21 protein-coding genes are annotated in these 20,616 nt (G+C 73.7%); 9 read left to right on the forward strand and 12 right to left on the reverse strand.

All coding sequences use genetic code 11. From position 1 onward, the window contains the following. On the reverse strand, nucleotides 1-351 hold a 351-nt coding region (locus tag IEZ03_RS07930), incomplete at its 3' end, for a hypothetical protein (protein ID WP_373293553.1). Between the two features lie 376 nt (nucleotides 352-727). Between IEZ03_RS07930 and IEZ03_RS07935 the strand changes: the two genes are divergently transcribed. Continuing rightward, nucleotides 728-1,390 carry a hypothetical protein gene (locus IEZ03_RS07935; RefSeq protein ID WP_184886668.1) on the forward strand — a complete coding sequence of 221 codons (663 nt, stop codon included), beginning with the start codon at nucleotides 728-730 and terminating at the stop codon, nucleotides 1,388-1,390. Nucleotides 1,391-1,524: 134 nt separating this feature from the next. Here IEZ03_RS07935 and IEZ03_RS07940 read toward each other — a convergent pair whose 3' ends face one another. The 3 genes from IEZ03_RS07940 to IEZ03_RS07950 form a co-directional block, all read right to left on the reverse strand. Then, nucleotides 1,525-2,913, reverse strand: coding sequence for a glycine--tRNA ligase (locus IEZ03_RS07940; RefSeq protein ID WP_184886670.1), 1,389 nt, complete (start codon nucleotides 2,911-2,913; stop codon nucleotides 1,525-1,527). Nucleotides 2,914-3,084: 171 nt separating this feature from the next. Further along, entirely contained in the window at nucleotides 3,085-4,527 is a 1,443-nt protein-coding gene (locus IEZ03_RS07945; protein WP_184886672.1) for a DUF1906 domain-containing protein, read from the reverse strand. A 162-nt stretch (nucleotides 4,528-4,689) separates the two neighbouring features. Continuing rightward, entirely contained in the window at nucleotides 4,690-4,974 is a 285-nt protein-coding gene (locus tag IEZ03_RS07950) for an antibiotic biosynthesis monooxygenase family protein (RefSeq protein WP_184886674.1), read from the reverse strand. Between the two features lie 79 nt (nucleotides 4,975-5,053). Here IEZ03_RS07950 and IEZ03_RS07955 point away from each other — a divergent pair, with 79 nt between their 5' ends. Genes IEZ03_RS07955 through IEZ03_RS07980 form a run of 6 tightly spaced genes read left to right on the forward strand, consistent with a single transcriptional unit; the run spans nucleotide 5,054 to nucleotide 8,864 of the window. Next, nucleotides 5,054-5,374, forward strand: a complete 321-nt coding sequence (locus tag IEZ03_RS07955) for a DUF6703 family protein (RefSeq protein ID WP_132045875.1) — start codon at nucleotides 5,054-5,056, stop codon at nucleotides 5,372-5,374. 32 nt (nucleotides 5,375-5,406) lie between these two features. Then, a complete protein-coding gene (locus IEZ03_RS07960) occupies nucleotides 5,407-6,366 on the forward strand; it encodes a metal ABC transporter solute-binding protein, Zn/Mn family (RefSeq protein WP_229808123.1) in 960 nt (319 codons plus the stop codon). Next, a complete protein-coding gene (locus tag IEZ03_RS07965; protein WP_184886676.1) occupies nucleotides 6,363-7,100 on the forward strand; it encodes a metal ABC transporter ATP-binding protein in 738 nt (245 codons plus the stop codon). The genes IEZ03_RS07960 and IEZ03_RS07965 overlap by 4 nt, the downstream gene beginning before the upstream one ends. Continuing rightward, nucleotides 7,097-8,002 (forward strand): metal ABC transporter permease, encoded by a 906-nt coding sequence (locus IEZ03_RS07970; RefSeq protein WP_184886678.1) that lies wholly within the window; start codon nucleotides 7,097-7,099, stop codon nucleotides 8,000-8,002. The genes IEZ03_RS07965 and IEZ03_RS07970 overlap by 4 nt, the downstream gene beginning before the upstream one ends. Continuing rightward, nucleotides 7,999-8,385 carry a Fur family transcriptional regulator gene (locus tag IEZ03_RS07975; RefSeq protein WP_132045881.1) on the forward strand — a complete coding sequence of 129 codons (387 nt, stop codon included), beginning with the start codon at nucleotides 7,999-8,001 and terminating at the stop codon, nucleotides 8,383-8,385. The genes IEZ03_RS07970 and IEZ03_RS07975 overlap by 4 nt, the downstream gene beginning before the upstream one ends. 53 nt (nucleotides 8,386-8,438) lie before the next feature. Continuing rightward, nucleotides 8,439-8,864 (forward strand): OsmC family protein, encoded by a 426-nt coding sequence (locus IEZ03_RS07980; protein WP_184886680.1) that lies wholly within the window; start codon nucleotides 8,439-8,441, stop codon nucleotides 8,862-8,864. 12 nt (nucleotides 8,865-8,876) lie between these two features. On the opposite strand, the gene IEZ03_RS07985 is transcribed toward IEZ03_RS07980, so the two are convergent. Together IEZ03_RS07985 and recO are read right to left on the reverse strand one after the other, a co-directional pair. Continuing rightward, complete coding sequence (locus tag IEZ03_RS07985; RefSeq protein ID WP_184886682.1) at nucleotides 8,877-9,683, reverse strand: isoprenyl transferase; 807 nt, start codon at nucleotides 9,681-9,683, stop codon at nucleotides 8,877-8,879. Beyond that, entirely contained in the window at nucleotides 9,680-10,486 is an 807-nt protein-coding gene (gene recO / locus IEZ03_RS07990; protein WP_229808124.1) for a DNA repair protein RecO, read from the reverse strand. Before recO ends, IEZ03_RS07985 begins: the two co-directional genes overlap by 4 nt. Nucleotides 10,487-10,774: 288 nt before the next feature. Here recO and IEZ03_RS07995 point away from each other — a divergent pair, with 288 nt between their 5' ends. Beyond that, complete coding sequence (locus tag IEZ03_RS07995) at nucleotides 10,775-11,026, forward strand: protealysin inhibitor emfourin (protein ID WP_229808125.1); 252 nt, start codon at nucleotides 10,775-10,777, stop codon at nucleotides 11,024-11,026. Nucleotides 11,027-11,113: 87 nt separating this feature from the next. On the opposite strand, the gene leuA is transcribed toward IEZ03_RS07995, so the two are convergent. The 3 genes from leuA to IEZ03_RS08010 form a co-directional block, all read right to left on the reverse strand. Further along, the gene (gene leuA, locus IEZ03_RS08000) at nucleotides 11,114-12,841 is read right to left on the reverse strand and encodes a 2-isopropylmalate synthase (RefSeq protein ID WP_184886686.1); all 1,728 of its coding nucleotides are present in this window, start codon (nucleotides 12,839-12,841) and stop codon (nucleotides 11,114-11,116) included. Nucleotides 12,842-13,084: 243 nt separating this feature from the next. Beyond that, entirely contained in the window at nucleotides 13,085-13,894 is an 810-nt protein-coding gene (gene ddaH / locus IEZ03_RS08005; protein ID WP_184886689.1) for a dimethylargininase, read from the reverse strand. A 1-nt stretch (nucleotide 13,895) separates the two neighbouring features. Further along, nucleotides 13,896-14,507 carry a TerB family tellurite resistance protein gene (locus tag IEZ03_RS08010; RefSeq protein WP_132045893.1) on the reverse strand — a complete coding sequence of 204 codons (612 nt, stop codon included), beginning with the start codon at nucleotides 14,505-14,507 and terminating at the stop codon, nucleotides 13,896-13,898. A 101-nt stretch (nucleotides 14,508-14,608) separates the two neighbouring features. Between IEZ03_RS08010 and IEZ03_RS08015 the strand changes: the two genes are divergently transcribed. Then, nucleotides 14,609-15,442: a hypothetical protein gene (locus IEZ03_RS08015; protein ID WP_184886691.1), complete on the forward strand. Its 834-nt coding sequence runs from the start codon at nucleotides 14,609-14,611 to the stop codon at nucleotides 15,440-15,442. Here the strand turns inward: IEZ03_RS08015 and era are convergent. The 3 genes from era to IEZ03_RS37660 form a co-directional block, all read right to left on the reverse strand. After that, nucleotides 15,433-16,350 carry a GTPase Era gene (gene era, locus IEZ03_RS08020; RefSeq protein ID WP_184886693.1) on the reverse strand — a complete coding sequence of 306 codons (918 nt, stop codon included), beginning with the start codon at nucleotides 16,348-16,350 and terminating at the stop codon, nucleotides 15,433-15,435. The two genes, IEZ03_RS08015 and era, sit on opposite strands and share 10 nt — an antisense overlap. Before the next feature lie 65 nt (nucleotides 16,351-16,415). Beyond that, nucleotides 16,416-19,769: an ATP-binding protein gene (locus IEZ03_RS08025; RefSeq protein ID WP_184886695.1), complete on the reverse strand. Its 3,354-nt coding sequence runs from the start codon at nucleotides 19,767-19,769 to the stop codon at nucleotides 16,416-16,418. Between the two features lie 63 nt (nucleotides 19,770-19,832). Continuing rightward, on the reverse strand, nucleotides 19,833-20,616 hold a 784-nt coding region (locus IEZ03_RS37660), incomplete at its 5' end, for an MMPL family transporter (RefSeq protein ID WP_229808127.1).

Genomic DNA, 20,616 nt, shown 5'->3' on the forward strand with positions numbered 1-20,616 from the left:
GGACGGCGGCCGGACATCGGTGCCGGGCACCGGGAGCGCCGCGGGCGCGGGCTGCGCTTCGGGCGCGTCCGGCGCGGCGACCTGCCGCGTCGGCGCGGTGGCCACGGTGCCGCCGGTGGCGGCGGTCTGCGCGTGGCCGCCCGGGTGCGGTTTCGCGGAGGCCCGGCTGCGGGTCGGGGTGTGCTGGGCCACCCAGGTACGCACGGCGGAGATCGTCCCGGTGGCGGAGTTCCCGGTCTGCGCCCCGGATCCGGTCCCGAACCCGGTGGGCGCCGCCACGAGGCCGAGGAGCCCCAGCGTGAGGACGAGCAGCCGGGCGAGGGGGAGGATCGGACGCGGTAGCTCGCGCATTCCGCTCCTCCGCTCGGCTCGGTCAGGATGCTCGGTCGTGCCCGCGCTGATGGCCAGTGGTCGTGGCCCGTGCTACTACCTGATGGCGGTGCCGCCCACGATGCCGGGACGGCGGCGGGCGGTCCAGTCAACCTAGCTCAGGTTCAGGTTAGGGGAGCACGGTTCGCACCCCGTTGACAAAACACGGGACGGATTTCCCGTCAAGGTGAGCCGGCGTGACAATGCCGTGCCCCTCCCCGCCCCGGCGCGCGTGCCAGCGAACACGAATGGGTGTCCGAATGCGGCCAGGCCGCAATCGGCCTGCAGCCATTGCCGGGCCGTCAAAAGCGAATTACTTTCGCGTACGCCCACCCCGAACCGGACAGAGGAGTATCCGGTGGCACGTTTTAGACAGGTCGCTGTCCTCGGCACCGCGGCGCTGGCCGCCTTCGCGCTGACAGCCGCCCCCGCCTCCGCCGCTACCACCACCATCCGCGCGGGCTCGGCGACCGCCGACCCCTACTCCGGCAACGTCCAGGCGTCGCTGCTCGGCGAGGCCTCCGTCTCGGCGTCGATCGGCAGCGGCTCGTGCAGCGAGTCCACCATGACCGGGTCGATCAACTCCGACGGCACCGGCCTCGCCATCGCCGGCGCGAGCTTCACCGAGTGCACCGGCACCGCCGGTGTGACCATCACCACGCTGAACCTGCCGTGGACCGGCGGCGGCGTCGTGCACGACCCGGCCGGCACCAACGGCCGCGACGCGACGATCACCATCGCCAACTTCAGGGTCCGCGCGGTCGTGGACCTGTTCGGCGGAATCGGCTGCAACTTCGGCGGCACCCTCACCGCCAACGGCTACAACGGCGACAACCCCGCGCGGCCGGACACCAGCAGCGGCGAGGCCCAGGTCGGCGTCAGCAACGCCACGGTGAACCGGCAGTCCGGCAGCCACTTCCTGTGCCCGTCCACCGCCCAGGTCACCGCGACGTACGCGCTGCAGGGCGAGACCACCCCCGGCTCCGGCACGTACGACCAGTCCCTGTACGTGACGAGCTGACGCTCCCCGCAAGCTCCCCTACACGCTCCCGCCAAGCGTCCGCTCCCAGGGACGCGCTCCCATGAAGGATGCGGGCCGCCCCCAGCCGGGGGGCGGCCCGTAGCGCTTTTCCGGCCGCGGCGCGCGGCCGCCGCTCAGCAGCCGACGAGCTGCGCGGCGAGGAACGACTCCACCTGGCTCAGCGCGATGCGCTCCTGGCTCATCGAGTCGCGTTCCCGGACGGTCACCGCGTCGTCCTCGAGCGTGTCGAAGTCGACCGTGACGCAGAACGGCGTGCCGATCTCGTCCTGGCGGCGGTAGCGGCGGCCGATGGCGCCCGCGTCGTCGAAGTCGACGTTCCAGTTGCGGCGCAGCTGCGCGGCGAGGTCGCGGGCCTTCGGGGACAGGTCGGCGTTGCGCGACAGCGGCAGCACCGCGACCTTGACCGGGGCGAGCCGCCGGTCGAGCCGCATGACCGTGCGCTTCTCCAGCTTGCCCTTGGCGTTGGGCGCCTCGTCCTCGGCGTAGGCGTCCATCATGAACGTGAGCGTGGCGCGGTCGACGCCCGCCGACGGCTCGATCACGTACGGGGTGTACCGCTCGCCGGACTCCTGGTCGAAGAACGACAGGTCGGCGCCCGACGCCTTCGAGTGCGTCGTCAGGTCGAAGTCGGTGCGGTTGGCGACGCCCTCCAGCTCGCCCCACTCGCCGCCGGCGAAGTCGAACCGGTACTCCAGGTCGACGGTGCGCTTGGAGTAGTGCGACAGCTTCTCCTGCGGGTGCTCGTAGAACCGCAGGTTGTCCTTGCGGACGCCGAGGTCGACGTACCACTGCATGCGCTCGTCGATCCAGTACTGGTGCCATTCCTCGTCGGTGCCGGGCTTGACGAAGAACTCCAGCTCCATCTGCTCGAACTCGCGGGTCCGGAAGATGAAGTTGCCGGGCGTGATCTCGTTGCGGAACGACTTGCCGATCTGCCCGATGCCGAACGGCACCTTGCGGCGCGCGGACTGCTGGACGTTCAGGTAGTTGATGAAGATGCCCTGCGCCGTCTCGGGACGCAGGTAGGCCAGCCCGGACTCGTCCTCGACGGGGCCGAGGAAGGTCTTCAGCAGGCCGTTGAACATCCGCGGCTCGGTGAACGAGCCCTTGACGCCGCAGTTCGGGCAGCTGATGTCGGCCAGGCCGTTCGCCGGCGGGCGGCCGTGCTTCTCCTCGTACGCCTCCTCCAGGTGGTCGGCCCGGAAGCGCTTGTGGCAGGACTGGCACTCGGTGAGCGGGTCGACGAACGCCTGGACGTGGCCGCTCGCCTCCCACACCTCGCGCGCCAGGATGACGGACGAGTCGAGGCCGACGACGTCGTCGCGGCCCTGCACCATGGACTTCCACCACTGGCGCTTGACGTTGTTCTTCAGCTCCACGCCGAGCGGGCCGTAGTCCCAGGACGCGCGGAGCCCGCCGTAGATCTCGCTCGACGGGTAGACCAGGCCGCGCCGTTTGGCGAGGTTGACGATCGTGTCCAGCACATCGGAACGGCGTGCCATGAGAGATTCTCCATCCAACTGGCGGTCGGCGGGACAGTGAGTGCGCCCCGTTCCCGCGGCGACGGCGGGCGGGGGCGAATGTGATCCCCGGTGATGACGCCCGCGGCGCGATCCTCCGCAGCGCCCGCGAGCGTTCCCAGCTTAGGGCACCATGACGCCTGGTAGGTGTACCTAGAAGGCAAGGCCGTCGGCGATGTTGCCGTCGATGTTGAGGGTGACTCCGCCGTGCGTTTCGTAGTGGTCGCCCCGGTACTGCTTGATGCGGCGGTGCGGGCGCCACCAGTCGTCGGGGATGAACGGGTCGCCGTACACCTGGGCCTTGCCGTTCCAGTGGGCGAACCAGACGCATTCGGGCTTGCCGATGCCGGTGGCGCGGCCGACGTCCCGGATGCCGGACGTGACGCTGCTGTAGAGGCAGGGCGTGTACCCCTCCACCTTGAGCCGCCGGACCCAGTTGTCCACGAACCGCAGCACCGCGGCCTTGCACGCCTTCTTGCGGCCGGCGTACGCCTCCATGTCGAAGTAGATGGGCGCACCGGCCGGGATGCCGAGCGCCCCGGCCTTGCCGGCTGCGTCCACGGCGGCCTTCCGGCCCTGGCTCGCGGCGTTCTTGGCGGTGAACCGCTGCGGGCGGCTGCCGCAGGGGGCCTGCAGGCCGACGTAGGTGGGCGTGATCCGGTACCCCATCTCGCGGACCTCGCGCACCCACCGCTCGGTGAGGTTGGGCTGCGCGCAGCCGCGTGCGGCGCCGCCGATGTAGATGTTGGTGACCTTGAACGACGGCCGCCACGCCTTCATGGCCGCGATGGACGGTGCCGCGCAGGTGTCGAATCCCTTGCCCCGCACCCACTTCTTGGGCGCGGCCGGCGCGGCGCCCGCCTGCGACCCGCTCGCCCGGGGCGTACTCGACTCGGACGGGCCGGGTCGAGGCGAACCGGGCCGGGGCGTATCCGGCCGGGCCGGTTCCGCCACGGACGGGCTCGGCGGGAGCGGGCCCGGCTCGCGAGGGCCGGGCGACTCGTGCCCGGCACCCGTCCGCGACGTCTCGGGGACGCGCGACGCGGCGGGCGGCCGTCCCGTCAGCCGGGCGCCGCGGAGCATCCGCTGGAGCGCCGCCGGATCCGTCCCGTAAACGCCGGTGATGGTGACTCCGGCCTCGCGGAGGTCGAGCCGCAGCTCCTGGTCGACGGTCTGCGGAACCGTGAGCCGGGCGAGCGAGTCGCCGGTGACGAGGCGGCCGGCCGGTGGCGCCGAGCCGCCGGATGGCTGGATGTGCACGGCCTCGGTGCGGCCGACGATGCGGGCCGGGCAGTCGGGTTCGGGGCCGGGACGGCCGAGGTAGAGGGCGCGCCGGTCGTAGCGGACGCAGCGCAGCGGGTCCCGGTCGAGGTCGTGGACCTCCCAGCCGGCCGGGACGGGAATGCGCAGCCCCCGGTACTCGACGACGCGGGACGCGCGCACGCCCGCCGCGTCGCCGGCCGGCCCGGCGTCGCGCGCCAGCGCGGAGGCCCGCTCGGACGAGGACCGCGATGGGTCCGTGCCGAGTACGGCAAGGGCGGGTGCGGCGGCCGCCGCCCCGCACAGGACGACGCTGAACAGGACGCCACGGCGCATCGGTTGTCCCCCCGGAGAACACGGGTCCCCCGGGCGGTCGTCCCCCGCCGGACCCACGGCATGATCGTGATGCCGCAAAGATGACCTTGCCGGGGGACGCGAAACCGCCACCGGACGCTTCTTGCCGCAGCCTTGACCTGCGAGATCAGGTGCGCGGCGGGGTCAGGCGGAGCTGACGACCTCGTAGGCGCCGGGCTCGTCGACGGCCATGGCGGCGAGCGGGATGAACTGCAGCCGCACCTCGTACGCGCCGAGCGCGCGGCGGTAGTGCCCGGCGCCGTCCCACTCGGTGACCAGGGCCCACAGCTCGGGGTCGTCGACGGTCCGGGCGAGCCGGCCGGAGCGGAAGCCGGGGCTGGCCGCCAGCGCCGCCAGCACCGCGCCCATGCGCCCCGCGAAGTCGTCGGAGTCCTCGCCCGGCACGCGGTACCGGGTTATCGCGATCATCCGTCAATCTTGGCAGCCGTTCCGCCGTGCTCCGTCCCGGCCTCCCCCGGAAGGGCGCCGGGTCGGTACGTTGGGGCACGTGAATGCGCGAGGCGACCAGGCGGGGACGCAGTCGACCGGGCTGCGGGCGACGATCGAGCGGTGGAGCGCGGCACCGGTGGTGTTCCTGCACCGGATACCGCGCTGGACGCTGCTCGCCGCGGTGTTCGTGCTCCTCGCGATCGGCATGATCGGGACCGGGTGGGTCGCGGCCGCGGGGCTGCTGGTGCTGGCGGCGGCGCTCGCCTGGTTCGCCTACCTGAACTGGCCCGCGCTGGACGGTTCGGGAAGAATCCTGCGGATCGTGACGCTGGTGGTTCTGGTGGGATTCGCCGTTGGACGCGGCATTGAACGGTTTTGACAACCGTTTTCATCTTCGTCCATAATTGCGAAGTGCCACTTCCTCCCGTCCCCGCACGCCGTGCGCTGCGCGCCCTCCCGGCGGCGCTGGCCCTCGCCGGGGTCGCGTCCGGGCTGACGGCCTGCGCCGGCGCCGAGGCGGACGTCCCGCCGGGCAAGACGGTCGTGGTCGCGTCGATCTACCCGGTGGCCTGGCTGGCGGAGAAGGTCGGCGGCGACGACGTCTTCGTCCGCACGCTCACCGAGCCCGGGACCGAGCCGCACGACCTGGAGCTGACCACCCGCAAGGCGGCCGCCGTCGTGGACGCCGACTTCGCCGTCCATGTCGGGGGCGTCCAGCCGGCCGTGGACGACGCCGTCCGGCGGCACGCGAAGCAGAACTCCCTGGACGCCGCGACCGTGGTCAAGACGCTGCCGCCGCCGGACGAGACCGACGACGCGGAGGCGCACGACGGCGTCCGCCACGAGGAGTCGGACCACGACCCGCACATCTGGCTCGACCCGACCCGCATGGCGACGGTCGCGACCGTGCTCGGCGACCGGCTGGCCGACACCGACCCCGCGCACGCGTCCCGCTACCGGGAGCGCGCCGCCGCCACCGCCGCCGAACTGGCCGCGCTGGACCGCGGGTTCCGGGCGGGCCTGGCGGCCTGCGCGCGGCGGGAGATCATCACCGCGCACGCCGCGTTCGGCTATCTCGCCGACCGCTACGGGCTGCGGCAGACCCCCGTCGCCGGCGTCGACCCGGGCGCCGAGCCCACCCCGCGGCGGCTGGCCGACCTGACCCGGCGGGTGTCCGCGACCGGCGCCACCACGATCTTCACCGAGACGCTGGTCAGCCCGAAGGTCGCCGAGTCCCTGGCGCGCGCGGCGGGCGTGCGCACCGCCGTGCTCGACCCCATCGAGGGCATCGAGGACGGCTCGTCCGACGACTACCTGACGATCATGCAGCGGAACCTGCGGACGCTGCGTCCCGCGCTGGAGTGCACATGACGGATCCGCGGCACGCACCGCCGTTCGAGATGACCGGGGCGCTCGTCCGCCGCGACGGCCGCGAGGTCCTCGGCGGCATCGACCTGCGGGTCGACGCCGGCGACGTGCTCGCCGTCCTCGGGCCGAACGGCTCGGGCAAGTCCACCCTGGTCAAGGCGCTGCTCGGGCTCGTCCCGCTGGCGGCCGGCCGCACCGAGATCTACGGCGAGCCGCCCGCGCGGTTCCGCGGCTGGCAGCGGATCGGGTACGTCCCGCAGCGGCTGCCGGCGGGCGGCGGCGTCCCGGCGACCGTCCGGGAGGTCGTGGCGTCCGGGCGGGTGGCGCGGCGGTCCCGGTGGCTGCCCGCCCTGCTCGGCGACCGGGCGGCCGAGCGGGACGCCGTGGACCGCGCCCTGAAGGCGGTGGACCTCGCCGACCGCGCCCGCGACTCGGCCCACCTGCTGTCGGGCGGCGAGCAGCGGCGCGTGCTGATCGCCCGCGCCCTCGCCGGCGAACCCGACGTGTTCGTGATGGACGAGCCCACCGCGGGCGTGGACACCCGCAACCAGGCGGCGCTCGCGTCGGCGCTGCACGAGCTCACCCGCGGCGGCCGCACGGTCGTCCTGGTGGCGCACGAGCTCGGCCCGATGGAGCCGCTCCTCACCCGCACGATCGAGCTGGGCCAGGGCCGCGTCGTCCGCGAGACCCGGGCCGGCGACGCGCACGAGACGCCAGCGACGGGAAGGCCCGCATGAGCGAGATGCTGCAGTACCCCTTCATGCGGGTCGGCCTGGTGATGGCGGTGCTCATCGGCCTGGCCGCGCCCGCGGTGGGCACGTTCCTCGTCCAGCGCAGGCTGTCGCTGCTCGGCGACGGCATCGGGCACATCGCGCTGACCGGCATCGGGCTCGGCCTGCTCACCAGCACCTCCCCCGTGCTCGGCGCGCTGGTCGTGTCGGTGCTCGGCGCCGCCGCGATCGAGATCCTGCGCGCCCGCAGCCGCAGCGGCGCGGACGTCGCGCTGGCCCTGCTGTTCTACGGCGGCCTCGCGGGCGGCGTCATCCTCACCAGCGCGGGCGGCGGCAGCGGGACGGCCCTGCACGCGTACCTGTTCGGCTCGATCACCAGCGTGACCGTCACCGACCTGTACCTGGTCGCGGGCCTCGCCGCCGCGGTGCTCGCGATCGTCGCGGTCTTCGGCCGCGAGATGTTCCTGCTGTGCCAGGACGAGGAGCTGGCGCGCGCGTCCGGACTGCCCGTCCGCTTCCTCAGCGTGCTGATCGCCGCGACCGCCGCGGTCACCGTCGTGATCTCCATGCGCGCGATCGGGCTGCTCCTCGTCAGCGCGCTGATGATCGTCCCGGTGGCGGCGGCGCAGCAGCTCGCCCGCGGATTTCGGGGGACCATGCTGGTGGCCATGGCGGCCGGTGTACTGTCGGCCGTGTCGGGCCTGGCGGGCTCCTTTCAGTACGATCTGCCCCCGGGCCCATCGATCGTGCTGCTGGCGCTCGCGCTGTTCGCGGTCGCGGTCGCCGGGGGCTCGGCGATGCGCCGCAGGCGTGCGCGGGCCGTCCCGGCCGGGGCCACCGCCCCCGCCGCGGCCGGCCAGGGCGCCGACACGCGCGTGGACGCCGAGGCGGAGGTGCTAGGGGGATGACGACGGCCCGCCGTAACGCGGTGCGGCAGGTGCTGGCCGGTTCGGAGGGGTTCCGCAGCGCGCAGGACATCTACGCCGACCTGCGCGCCGACGGCTCCAAGATCGGCCTCACCACGGTGTACCGGGCGCTGCAGGCGCTCACCGACGCCGGTGAGGTCGACGTCCTGCGCACGGACGAGGGCGAGGCCGTCTACCGGGCCTGCCGCACCGAGCAGCACCACCACCACCTGGTGTGCCGCCAGTGCGGGCGGACGGTCGAGGTCGAGGGCCCGGCCGTGGAGCGCTGGGCGGACGCGATCGCCGCCGAGCACGGCTTCAGCGACATCACGCACACGGTCGAGGTGTTCGGCACCTGCGCGGAGTGCACCCGGAAGGCCCGCTGACGCTACCTGCGGGTTCATGATCCGCCCGGGCCGGGACATGGGAGGATCGGGGCATGGCTACGACACGAACCGCTAACGCGCACTGGGAAGGGCCGCTCACCAGCGGCCGGGGGACCGTCTCCCTGGACTCCTCGAAGCTCGGCACCTACGACGTGACCTGGCCGGCGCGCTCCGAGGAGCCGAACGGCAAGACGAGCCCCGAGGAGCTCATCGCCGCGGCGCACTCCACCTGCTACTCGATGGCGCTCTCGCACGGCCTCGCCGGCGCGGGCACGCCGCCGGAGAAGGTGGACACCAAGGCCGAGGTCACGTTCCAGCCGGGCGAGGGCATCACCGGCATCCACCTGACCGTCCGGGCCAGCGTCCCCGGCCTCTCCGCGGCCGACTTCGAGAAGGCCGCCCAGGACGCCAAGGCGAACTGCCCCGTCAGCAAGGCCCTGACCGGCACCAAGATCACCCTGGACGCCGCCCTCGCCTGACGGTTCCGGGGTTCAGGCGCCTCCGGGCGCCTGGACCCCGAACACCGCATTAGGCAGCGCGCCGCCGTAGCGGCGGTCTCGGGACGCGTAGATCTCGCAGGCGTGCCACAGGTGGCGGCGGTCGAAGTCGGGCCAGAGGGTGTCGAGGAACACCATCTCCGCGTACGCCGACTGCCAGAGCAGGAAGTTGGAGGTGCGCTGCTCCCCCGACGAGCGCAGGAACAGGTCCACGTCGGGGATGCCGGGTTCGTCCAGGTAGCGGGCGAAGACCTTCTCGGTGATCTTGTCAGGGTTGAGCTTGCCCGCGCGGACGTCCCGGGCGATCGCCGCCGCGGCGTCGGCGATCTCTGCGCGGCCGCCGTAGTTCACGCAGAACTGCAGGGTGAGGACGTCGTTGCCGCGCGTCATCTCCTCGGCCGTCTCCAGCTCGCTGATGACGCTGCGCCACAGCCGCGGCCGCCGGCCCGCCCAGCGGACCCGGACGCCCATCGAGTGGAGCTGGTCGCGGCGGCGGCGGATCACGTCCCGGTTGAAGCCCATGAGGAAGCGCACCTCGTCCGGGGAGCGCTTCCAGTTCTCGGTGGAGAAGGCGTACGCCGACAGGTACGGGATGCCGAGCTCGATCGCGCCCATGATGACGTCGAAGAGGGAGTCCTCGCCGCGGGTGTGCCCCTCGGTGCGCGGGAGGCCGCGCTCCTTGGCCCAGCGGCCGTTGCCGTCCATCACGATGGCGACGTGCCGCGGCACCAGGTCCGCGGGGATCGGGGGCGGGACGGCGCCGTCCCGATGCGGCTCCGGCGGCGAAACGGCCCTGCTCAAACTCTCTCCCTGGGGATGTCGGTGTCGTCGGCCGGTGCTTCCCTGGCGGGTGCGGCCTCGTCGGCGGGCCCGGTTTCGCGCTCCACATGGCGGAGGGACCGGATCCCGTGCTCCAGATGCCACTGGAGGTAGGCGGCGACCAGGCCGCTGGTCTCCATCCGGTGGCGCTGCTCGCTGGCGTCGGCGTACTCCCAGTCGCCGCGCAGGAGTGCCAGCATCAGCGCGAACGTCGGCGGCGCCGGGGTCGCGGCGCCGGGCCGGCGGCAGTTCGCGCAGACCGCGCCGCCCGCGGCGATCGCGAACCCGCGCAGGCCGCCGCGGACGCCGCAGCGGCAGCACTCGTCGAGGGCGGGGGCCCACCCGGCGACCGACAGCGAGCGCAGCAGGAAGGCGTCCAGGACGAGCCGCGGGTCGTGCGCGCGCTCGGCGAGCGTGCGCAGCCCGCCGACCAGGAGCAGGAACTGCCGCAGCGCGGGCTCGCCCTCCTCGGACGTGAGCTTCTCCGCGGTCTCCAGCATCGCCGTCCCCGCGGTGTAGCGGGGGTAGTCGGTGACCAGGGCCTCCCCGTACGGGCGCAGCGTCTCGGCCTGGGTGATCAGGTCGAGGGAGCGCCGCTCGTACAGCTGGAGGTCCACGTGGGTGAACGGCTCCAGCCGCGCCCCGAAGCGGGACTTCGTCTTGCGGACCCCCTTCGCCGCGGCGCGGATCCGGCCGGTGCGCCGGGTCAGCACCGTCACGATGCGGTCGGCCTCGCCCAGCTTCTGGGTGCGCAGGACGATGCCTTCGTCGCGGTAGAGGGTCACCCGTTCATTCTGACGCACCGCACCGGATGCCCCGGCGGGCGGCCGGGCATCTCTCCCGGATCTTCACAAGTCCGCCCGGACAATAGCACTGTGCTGGATAACAATTACATACCGTGACCGGATTCGGCCGTCTCGTCCCGCCGGAAGTTGTGGCTTGAACCATCCGGAGCTGGCAGCGTTGGGGCATGAGAAGCCCCATCGTTCCGCGGCCCGCGCCGAACGCACACCCGACGACGCCGGAGATCCGGCCGGGAGCAGGTGTCCACATGGAGGCGAACGGATAGCGCAGTGAGAGTGACAGTCGTCCGCAGCGGAGGATTCGCGGGGATCGAGCGCCGCGCCGAGTCCGACAGCGCCAGCGACCCCATGCTGACGAGGCTCGTCGGCCGCGTCGACCTGACCGCGGTCCCGCCCCCGGGCCGAATCCCCGACCAGTTCCTGTACGAAATCGACATAGACGGCGACCGGACCACGGTCGGTGAGGCCCAGCTGCAGGGGGCGCTCCGCGAACTCGTCCACCACGTCCTCGGACGCGCGTGACCCGTCCGGCCGCCTTGCCGCGGGCCGTGCCCGCCTGAGCCGTCCCGGGCGCCCGGCGATGGTGCCGCCGGGCGCCCGTCACGCCGGCTACTTCGCCTGCGGGCGGGCCACCCGGTTCACCGCGGACAGCATCGCCTTGAGGGACGCGGTGACGATGTTCCCGTCGATGCCCACACCCCACACCGACGTGCCGCTCCCGTCACCGAACCGCACGTCGCACTCGACGTAGGCGGCGGCGCGCGCGTCGCCGCCCGCGCTCATCGCGTGCTCGGCGTAGTCCAGGACGCGGACGTCGACGCCGACGGTCGCGAGGGCGTCCTCGAACGCCGAGACGGGACCGTTGCCGACCCCCTCGATCTCGCGGATCTCGCCGTCGATGCGGATGTCGCAGCTGATCGCGTCCTTCTCGTCCACCCGGGACGTCGTGCGGTGCGCCAGCAGCCCGACGCGGGGGCCGCCGGTGAGGAACTCGCTCTGGAAGATCTCCCACATGCGCTCGGCGGTGACCTCGCCGCCCTCGGTGTCGGTGTGCTCCTGGACGACGCGGGAGAACTCGATCTGCAGCCGGCGCGGCAGCTCCAGGGAGTGCTCGGTCTTCATGATGTAGGCGACGCCGCCCTTGCCGGACTGGCTGTTGACCCGGATGACGGCCTCGTAGGTGCGGCCGACGTCGTGCGGGTCGATCGGCAGGTACGGGACCTCCCAGGGGTGGTCGCCGACCTGTACTCCGGCGGCCTCGGCGTCCCGCCGCAGGTGGACGAAGCCCTTGTTGATGGCGTCCTGGTGCGAGCCGGAGAACGCGGTGTACACCAGGTCGCCGCCGTAGGGGTGCCGCTCGTGGACGGGCAGCTGGTTGCAGTACTCGACCGTCCGGCGGATCTCGTCGATGCCGGAGAAGTCGATCTGCGGGTCGACGCCCTGGGTGAACAGGTTCAGGCCCAGCGTGACCAGGCAGACGTTGCCGGTGCGCTCGCCGTTGCCGAACAGGCAGCCCTCGATGCGGTCGGCGCCCGCCATGTAGCCCAGCTCGGCGGCGGCCACGGCGGTGCCGCGGTCGTTGTGGGGGTGCAGCGACAGGATGACGGAGTCCCGGTAGGCGAGGTTCCGGTTCATCCACTCGATCTGGTCGGCGTACACGTTCGGCGTGGCCATCTCGACCGTCGCCGGCAGGTTGACGATGACCTTCTTGTCCGGGGTGGGCTTCCACACGTCGTTGACGGCGTTGCAGACCTCGACGGCGTACTCCAGCTCGGTGCCGGTGAACGACTCCGGCGAGTACTGGAAGGAGATCTCGGTGTCGCCCATGTCCTCGGCGAGCTTGGCGCACAGCTTGGCGCCCTCGACGGCGATCGCGGTGATGCCGTCGCGGTCCTGCTCGAACACGACGCGGCGCTGCAGCGTGCTGGTCGAGTTGTACAGGTGGACGATCGCCCGCTTGGCACCGCGCACCGACTCGAAGGTCCGCTCGATGAGCTCGGGACGGGCCTGCGTCAGCACCTGGATGACCACGTCGTCGGGGACGCGGTCCTCCTCGATGATCTGCCGGACGAAGTCGTAGTCGGTCTGGCTGGCCGCCGGGAAGCCGACCTCGATCTCCTTGTAGCCCATCCGTACCAGCAGCTCGAACATGCGCAGCTTGCGGTCGGCGTCCATCGGGTCGATCAGGGCCTGGTTGCCGTCCCGCAGGTCGACGGCGCACCAGCGCGGCGCCTCGGTGATGACGGCGTTCGGCCAGGTGCGGTCGGTCAGTTTGACCGGGGCGAAGGGGCGGTAGCGCTCGAAGGGCATACCGGAGGGCTGCTGTGGCGGAAACATCCGATGAGAACTCTCTGCTCGAACCTCGCGGCCGACGGCACGTCGCAGTCCCGCAGCGAGGGAGCCGGCCTGTTTACAGGCCCCCGCTGCGGCCGCTAAGGAGGAGCAGCTCACGGAACACGTCCGCCAACGTAACAGACACCATCCGCCTTACGGAAACCGGCGTCCGCATACTGAGACAACGAGGACCCCTGCTGTCTCATGGGGAACGGCGCCCGCGCCGCGCGGCATTCCCCGGGCGCGTCAGGGGACGAGCACGGAGAGGCAGGTCACGCAGCCGTCGAGGGCCTCGAACTCGCTGATGTCCACGCTCGTGACGCGCAGCCCGTCGGCGGCGAGCCGGGCGGCGGTGCGCGGCGCGGACGCCGCCATCAGGACGTGGTCCGGCCCGAGCACGACGACCTGGGCGCCGGTCGGTTCGCGGGGCACCCGCAGGCACGGCAGGACCGAGGTGTCCACCATCTCGGGGACGCCGATCAGGCCGCCGTCCGGCAGCGCGGTCATCGCGGACTTCAGGTGCAGGCAGCCGGTGATGTCCACGGGGACGACCCGCCGCCCGCCCACGAACCGCGCGAGCTGGCAGATGCCCTCCTCGTTGGTCCGGGTGCCGCGCCCCACGTAGACGGTGTCGCCGGCCTGCAGCACGTCGCCGCCGTCGAGGGTGCCCGGCGCCTCGATCCGCTCGATCCGCAGGCCGAGCTCCCGCGCGGCCCGCTCCGCGCCGGCGACCTCGCCGCGGCGGCGCTCCTCCCCCGAGCGGCCGATGACGGCGACGCCGCCGCAGACGACCAGCGCGTCCTCGACGAACACGGCGTCGGGATGGTCGTCGGCGGGGGCGACGGCCCGCACCCGCCAGCCGGCCGACCGAAGCGCCGCGACGTACGCCTCGTGCTGGCGGGCGGCGAGCGCCACGTCCACGGGACGGCGGGCGGCGTGGGTGACGATCCCCTCGGCCAGCCGCGGTCCGGGCGCCCGGACCAGCGCCCGCCCGCCGACGCCCCGCTCGGCGCCGCTCGGCCGCACGGCGGGCCCCGTGCCGATGACGGGGGTCATGTCAGCGCGACGCCCCTTCGGTCGTCACGATCACGCCGAGCGCGTAGGCGGGGGACATGCCGAGCAGGTCCGCGATCGCGTGCAGCTCCCGGCGCTCCCCCTCGCCGAGCGGGCCGTCCGCGAGCCCGATCCGGACGGCCTGCGCGAGGAACCACTCCTTGGCCTCCACGGCGAGCTGGGCCCCGGCGCGGACGACCTCCTTCTCCAGGAAGGTGCGCCGCTCCGCGAGGTCGGCGTTGACGGCGGCCTCGTCGTAGCCGGGCTCGCCGTAGCCGGTCACGACCGCGGCGGCGCGGGCACGGGCCGCGGGGTCGGCGGGGTCGCCGGCGCGCAGCACCAGCGCCGCGGCGGCGCGCATGCCCGCGGCGAGGGTCTCGGCCATCTGCCGCGCCGTCGGCGTCCGCAGCGCCGCGACGGGGAACCGACCCCGGCACGTCCGGCACTCCACGGCCTCCCGGAGCCGCCACAGCGGCACCAGCGGGACGAAGAAGATCGAGAAGCAGCGACGCCCGGCGCGCCTCCGGAAGGCACGGTCGCCCCCGCACTGCGGGCAATGGAACGTCCCCTCGCCGACGGTGCGGGACACCGCCGTAAGGCCGAAAACGAGCAACACCGGGGATCTCCTCCCATAACGGACTTCGTTCCAAACTACCGAGCCGCACGCCCCGACGTGGTCGTACCAGGCAATGCCGTTCGTGCATTTACGCTGGGTCCATGACCGGTGACCTGGGTTCCGAGGCGGGCCGCCAGCGGTCGCGCCCGTCCTTCCTGCCGCCCGTGGACGGCTATCCGCCACCTCCGGAGGGCATGTGGGAACCCGCTCCCGCACCCGCCGCCCCGGCGTCCGGGAGCCGGCGCGGCACCGCCTGGATCGTCGCCACGATCGCCGCCGCGGCGGTCCTGCTGGTGTCGGCGTTCCTGCCGTGGGCCCACGCGCAGATCATCGTCGAGCTGTTCGGGCGGCCGATCGGCCGCGACCTCGGCAGCCTGGCGGGCATCGACGCCGACACCCTGGTCGTCGCCGTCCCGGTGCTGGCCGTGGCCGCGATCGCGCTCGCCGCCTGGGACCTGATCGGGCGGGACGCGCGGATCGGGTCGCTCGCCGCGATCCCCGGCATGCTCGCGCTGCTCGTCTGCGGCATCTTCGTCGTGCGGCTCGGCGACGTCCGCGACAACCTTCCCGAGACCGGCCTGGACTTCGGCTACCAGATCAGCATCCGGTACGGCTGGTACCTGGCCGTCCTCACGTCACTGCTGGTGGCCGGGTTCAGCCTCGCCCGCACCGTCGCCGACCGGATGTCCAAGGGGCGGCAGGACCGGTACGGGGCGCAGCCGGAGCAGCCGTACCCGGACCAGCAGTACCCAGAGCAGCAGTACCCGGACCAGCAGTATCCGGAGCAGCAGTATCCGGAGCAGCAGTATCCGGAGCAGCAGTACAACCCGGCCGACCCGGACGCCGTCTGGCCCCGGGAGGACCAGGCGTGGGGACGCCCGGCCGGGGACGAGCCGCCGGGCGAGCCCGGGGAACCGAAGAAGGATCAGTCGTAGAACCCGAGGCGGCGCAGCTGCTTGGGGTCGCGCTGCCAGTCCTTCAGGACGCTGACGCGCAGGTCGAGGAAGACCTTGCCGCCGAGCAGCGCCTCGATCTGCCGCCGCGCCGCCGCGCCCACCTCGCGCAGCCGCGCCCCCTTGTGCCCGATGATGATGCCCTTCTGGCTCGGGCGCTCGACGAACAGGTGCGCGTAGATGTCGACGAGGTCGTCGCGGCCCTCGCGGGGGCCCATCTCGTCCACGACCACGGCGATGGAGTGGGGCAGCTCGTCCCGGACGCCCTCCAGCGCCGCCTCGCGGATCAGTTCGGCCACGAGGAGCTGCTCGGGCTCGTCGGTGAGGTCGCCCTCCGGGTAGAGCGGCACGCCGTCCGGCAGGTGCGAGATCAGCAGGTCGCCGACGAGGCCGACCTGGAAACCGGTCTCGGCCGAGCACGGCACGATGTCGGCGAACTCGCCCAGCTCCCCGACAGCGAGGAGCTGCTCGGCCACCCGCTCCGGCGGCGCGAGGTCGGCCTTGGTCACGATCGCGACGACGGGGGTCTTCTTCACGCCCGCCAGCTCGCGGGCGATGTACCGGTCTCCGGGCCCGACGGGCTGGTCGGCCGGTACGCAGAAGCCGATGGCGTCCACCTCGGTGAGCGTCGACCGGACCAGGCTGTCGAGCCGCTCGCCCAGCAGCGTCCGGGGCTTGTGCAGGCCCGGGGTGTCGACGACGACCAGCTGCGCGTCGGGCCGGTGCACGATCCCCCGGATCGCGCGGCGCGTCGTCTGCGGCCGGCTACTGGTGATCGCCACCTTGGTCCCGACCAGGGCGTTCATCAGGGTCGACTTGCCGACGTTGGGCCGCCCGATGAAACAGGCGAACCCGGCCCGATACCCCTCGCTCACGCCACTGCCCATCATTGTCACCGCTCAATTGTCGCCCATGTTCGGTGCAGGCCGGGCCCGCGCCGTGCCCGGCCGGCGTTCTAGGCGGCCGGGGTGCCCAGGGCGGTCATCGCCGTGTTGGCCCTTTCCGTCCACAATGAGGCGCCTAGACGGGTCGCCACCTCGGCGGCCTTCCGGTAGTGGGCGGCGGTGGTGTCGGCGGGGCGGTCGAGGAACTTCGCGAGATCGCCCAGTATCTGCGACACGGGGCCGAGGGTGCCGATGGCGGTCGCGCCGCCGGTGAACTGCTCCGCGAACGGCAGCAGCGCCGCGTAGCACTCCCCGGCCAGGCCGCGGTCGCCGAGCGCGATCGCGCGCAGCGACCGCATCGGCATGGTGAGGTCGAAGAAGTAGTCGAGGCGGACGGGGCCGGCCCCGGCGACGACCCGCTCGGCCTCCGCGGTGCGGCCGGCGGCGATCAGCGCGAGCGCGTGCAGGTCGGCGGTGGCACCGACGTGGGCCCACTGGCGGTGGAGCCAGGCGGAGCCGTCCAGCATCTCCGCGGCCCGGCCCTGGACGAGCCGCAGGCAGAAGACGCCGAGGACCCCCACGGCCTGCTCGCTCGCCCAGATCCTCGTCCGGCCGATGGCGTCGGACAGCCGCTCGTACGTGCGTTCCGCCTCCTCGAACGTGGCGGTGAAGGCGTGCGTCAGCCCGGCGTACCAGCTGCCGATCTCGGCGAGCAGCGGCAGCCCGTACTGGTCGGCGAGCCGCCGGCCCTCCTCCAGGTGCCGCTGCGCGGTGGGCGGGTCGAGGGCGGAGATGGCCGCCTGCTGCAGCTGCAGGTGCGCGAGGACGAGGTAGGTGCCGAGGTCGTGCCGGGTCGCGAGGTCGAGCAGCTCGGAGGCGAGCCGGTACCGCCGGGCCAGCCCGTCCGCGGTCCGGTAGCTGTTGACGTAGGCGCCGTTCAGCGCGACGGCGAGCAGCTCCGGGACGCCGAGGGCGCGGGCGGTGCGGACCGCCTCGTCGGACGCGGTGGCCCCCCGGTCGTGCGGCTCGCCCTCCAGCTCGATCGCCAGCGTGGTCAGCAGCCGGACGCGCAGTTCGCGCTCCTCGCCGGGGAGCCGGGCGAGTGCCTCCTCGGCGGCCTCCACGACGGCGTGGTCGAGGGTTCCGTACTCGCGGCTCGTCCACAGCGTGGGGACGTCGAAGCTCGCGATGATCCGGGCGAGCAGCCGGACGTCGCCGGAGGCGCGGGCGTCGGCGATGGCGGCCAGCCGCCGGTCCCGGGCGTCGACGACGTTCCCGGCGAGCGCGGTCGCCCTGATCGCGGCGACCTCCGCCTCCAGCCGGTCGCGGGCCGCCCCGGACCCCTGCCCGCGGAGGGTCTCGACCGCGCGGACCCACAGGTCGGCGGCGGTCCCGTGCGCGAAGCGGGCCTCGGCGGCCTGCGCGGCACGCCGCGCGTACCGGACGGCCCGCTCGGGGTCCGTGCCCGCTTCGAGGTAGTGGTGGGCGATCGCGGCGACCTCGCCGGGGGCGTGCCGTTCGAGCGCCGCGGCGACGCGGCCGTGCAGCCGGGTGCGGCGGGCCCGGGAGATCCCGTCGTAGAGGGTGTCGCGGACGAGCGCGTGCGCGAACCGCATCCGGCCGGGGGCCGGCTCGGTGACCAGGCCGCTGTGCAGCCCGGCCTCGACGGCGTCGATCACGGTCTCCTCGTCGCCGGCCAGGTCGGTCAGCACGTCCAGGCCGGCGTCCCGGCCGACGACCGCCGCGTCGCGCAGGACGGTCCGCACGGGCGCCGGGAGCCGGGCGATGCGGCGGCGCAGCACGTCGCCGACGCCGGCGGGCACCCGGCGGGTCGCGGCGGGCAGGCCCTCGGCGTCGATGAGGCGGGCCGTCTCCCGGGTGAAGAACGGGTTGCCGCCGGTCCGCTCGGCGATTGCGGAGAGCTCCGCGTCGCCGAGCTTGGTGGCGCCGGCGCCCCGGACGAGTGCGGCGACCTCGTCCGCCGACAGGCCGCCGAGTTCGATCCGCAGCGGCTCGTGCCGGGCGAGGTGGGCGAGCGCGGTCGCCAGCCCGCCCTCGACCTCGGTCTGCCGGAAGGTCGTCAGCAGCATGACGGGACGGTCCCGCAGCCGCCCGGCGAGCCGGACGAGCAGCGCGAGGGTCTCCTCGTCCGCCCAGTGCAGGTCGTCGAGGACGAGCAGGAGCGGCGCCGTCTCCGCGACTCCGGCGAGGTAGTCGCCGACGGCCAGGTGCAGCCGGAACCTCCCCGTGCTGACGTCGGCGTCCCCGCCCGCGGTGAAGGCGTCGCCCAGCAGCGGCCCCAGGCGCGCGGCCAGGCCGGCGCCGGGCGGCACGGCGGTGGCGAGCTCGCGCAGCAGCTCGGCCCAGGGCCAGGCGGCGGGGGCGCCCCCGGTCTCCTGCGCCCGGCCCCACGCGCAGGTCCAGCCGCGCTCGGCCAGGTCCCGGGCGAACCGTTCGGCGAGCGCGGTCTTGCCCATGCCCGCGTCCCCGGCGACGAGGACGGTACCGCCCCGCCCGGCGGCGGCGTCCCGGGCCGCGGCGTCCAGCCGGGCCAGCTCCGCGACGCGTCCGACGAAGGCGGGCGCCTCCCGCTCGGGGCCGGGCACCGGCCGCAGGACGGGCCGCGCTTCGCGAAGCACCGCCCGGCCCCGGTCGGGCGGTCCCGGGTCGAGCGACTGGGTCAGGATGCCGGTCTCAAGGCGGCGCAGTGCCGGGCCGGGATCGACGCCGAGTTCCTCGGTGAGGGTCGCGCGGGCGCGGCGGAGCGCGGCGAGCGCGTCGCCCTGCCGTCCCGCGCGGTAGAGGGCCAGGGCCAGCAGCCGCCACGCCTCCTCCCGCAGCGGGTTGGCGGCGGCGTGGGCCTCCAGGTCGGGGACGGCCTCCGCCGCGGACGCGAGCCGCAGCATCGCCTCGGCGCGGCGCTCCACGGCGAGGCGGCGGCGCTCGTCCAGGCGGGCGGCCTCGGCGGCGGCCCACGGCAGGTCGGCGAACTCGGCGTACGCGGGTCCGCGCCACTCGGCGAGCGCCGCCTCGGCACGGCGGCGGGCTGCCGCCGGGTCCGCGTCCAGCAGCTCGGCGGCCTCGTCGATCAGGGTGTCGAACCGCCAGGCGTCGACGCTCTCGTCCGGCAGCCGGAGCGCGTACCCCGGCGGCTCGGTGACCAGGACCGTCGCCGGCGTGCGGGGCGGCCGGTCCGGTTCGAGGGCGCGGCGCAGGTGGGAGACGAACGACTGGAGCCCGGCGGCGGCGCGGGACGGCGCCGTCCCCGCCCACAGGTCCTCGACGAGCCGGTCGGCGGTCACCATCCGGCCCCGCGCGGTCACGAGCCGCGCGAGGACGGAACGCTGCCGGGGCCCGCCGAGGTCGGCGGGCTCTCCCGCAACCTCGGCGGCGAAGGCCCCGAGAACGCGTACGACAGGCGGCATGTCCCGTTCAGCCTAACCGGGACATGCCCGCCCATCGCGGCCGCTCCCCCCGCCGTCACGCGGTCACGCGCGGCTGGGTTCGGGCTCCCGTTCGGGCACCGCCGGGGGCGCGGATCCGCCGTGCACGCCGATGTCCGGCAGGATCCGGGCGAGCGGCCGCGGGAGCCACCAGTTCGCCCGCCCGAGCAGCGACATGGTGGCGGGCACCAGCACCAGCCGGACGACCGTCGCGTCGAGCGCCACGGCGACCGCGAGGCCGACCCCCATCTGCTTGACGACCAGCCCGGGGTCGGCGGCGAACCCGAGGAACACCGCCACCATGATCATCGCGGCGCTGGAGATCACCCGGCCCGTCGCGGCCAGGCCGGTGGACACCGAGCCCCGCGCGTCGCCGCTCCGCAGCCACGCCTCCCTGACCCGCGACAGCAGGAAGACCTCGTAGTCCATCGAGACGCCGAACAGCACCGCGAACAGCAGCAGGAGGATGAAGCTCGACACCGGGACGCTGTGCGGGAGGCCGAGCAGCTCGGCGCCCCAGCCCCACTGGAACACGGCCGTGAGCACCCCGTACGCGGCGCCGATCGACAGCAGGTTCATCGCCGCGGCCTTCAGCGGGGCCAGCACCGACCTGAAGACGATCATCAGCATGAGGAACGAGGTGGCGACGACCGCGCCGATCACGGGCCAGAGCCGGTCCGACAATGTCCGGGACAGGTCCACGTAGGCGGCGGTCAGCCCGGTGATCTCCGAGCCGGGCGGCAGCACGTCCGCGCGGATCCGGTCGACGAGGCCGGTCACCCGCTCGTCCTGCGGCCCGTACTCGGGCGTCACCATGATCACCGCGGCG

It is taken from the genome of Actinomadura livida, from assembly GCF_014648675.1.
GTDB classification, from domain to species: Bacteria; Actinomycetota; Actinomycetes; order Streptosporangiales; family Streptosporangiaceae; genus Spirillospora; species Spirillospora livida.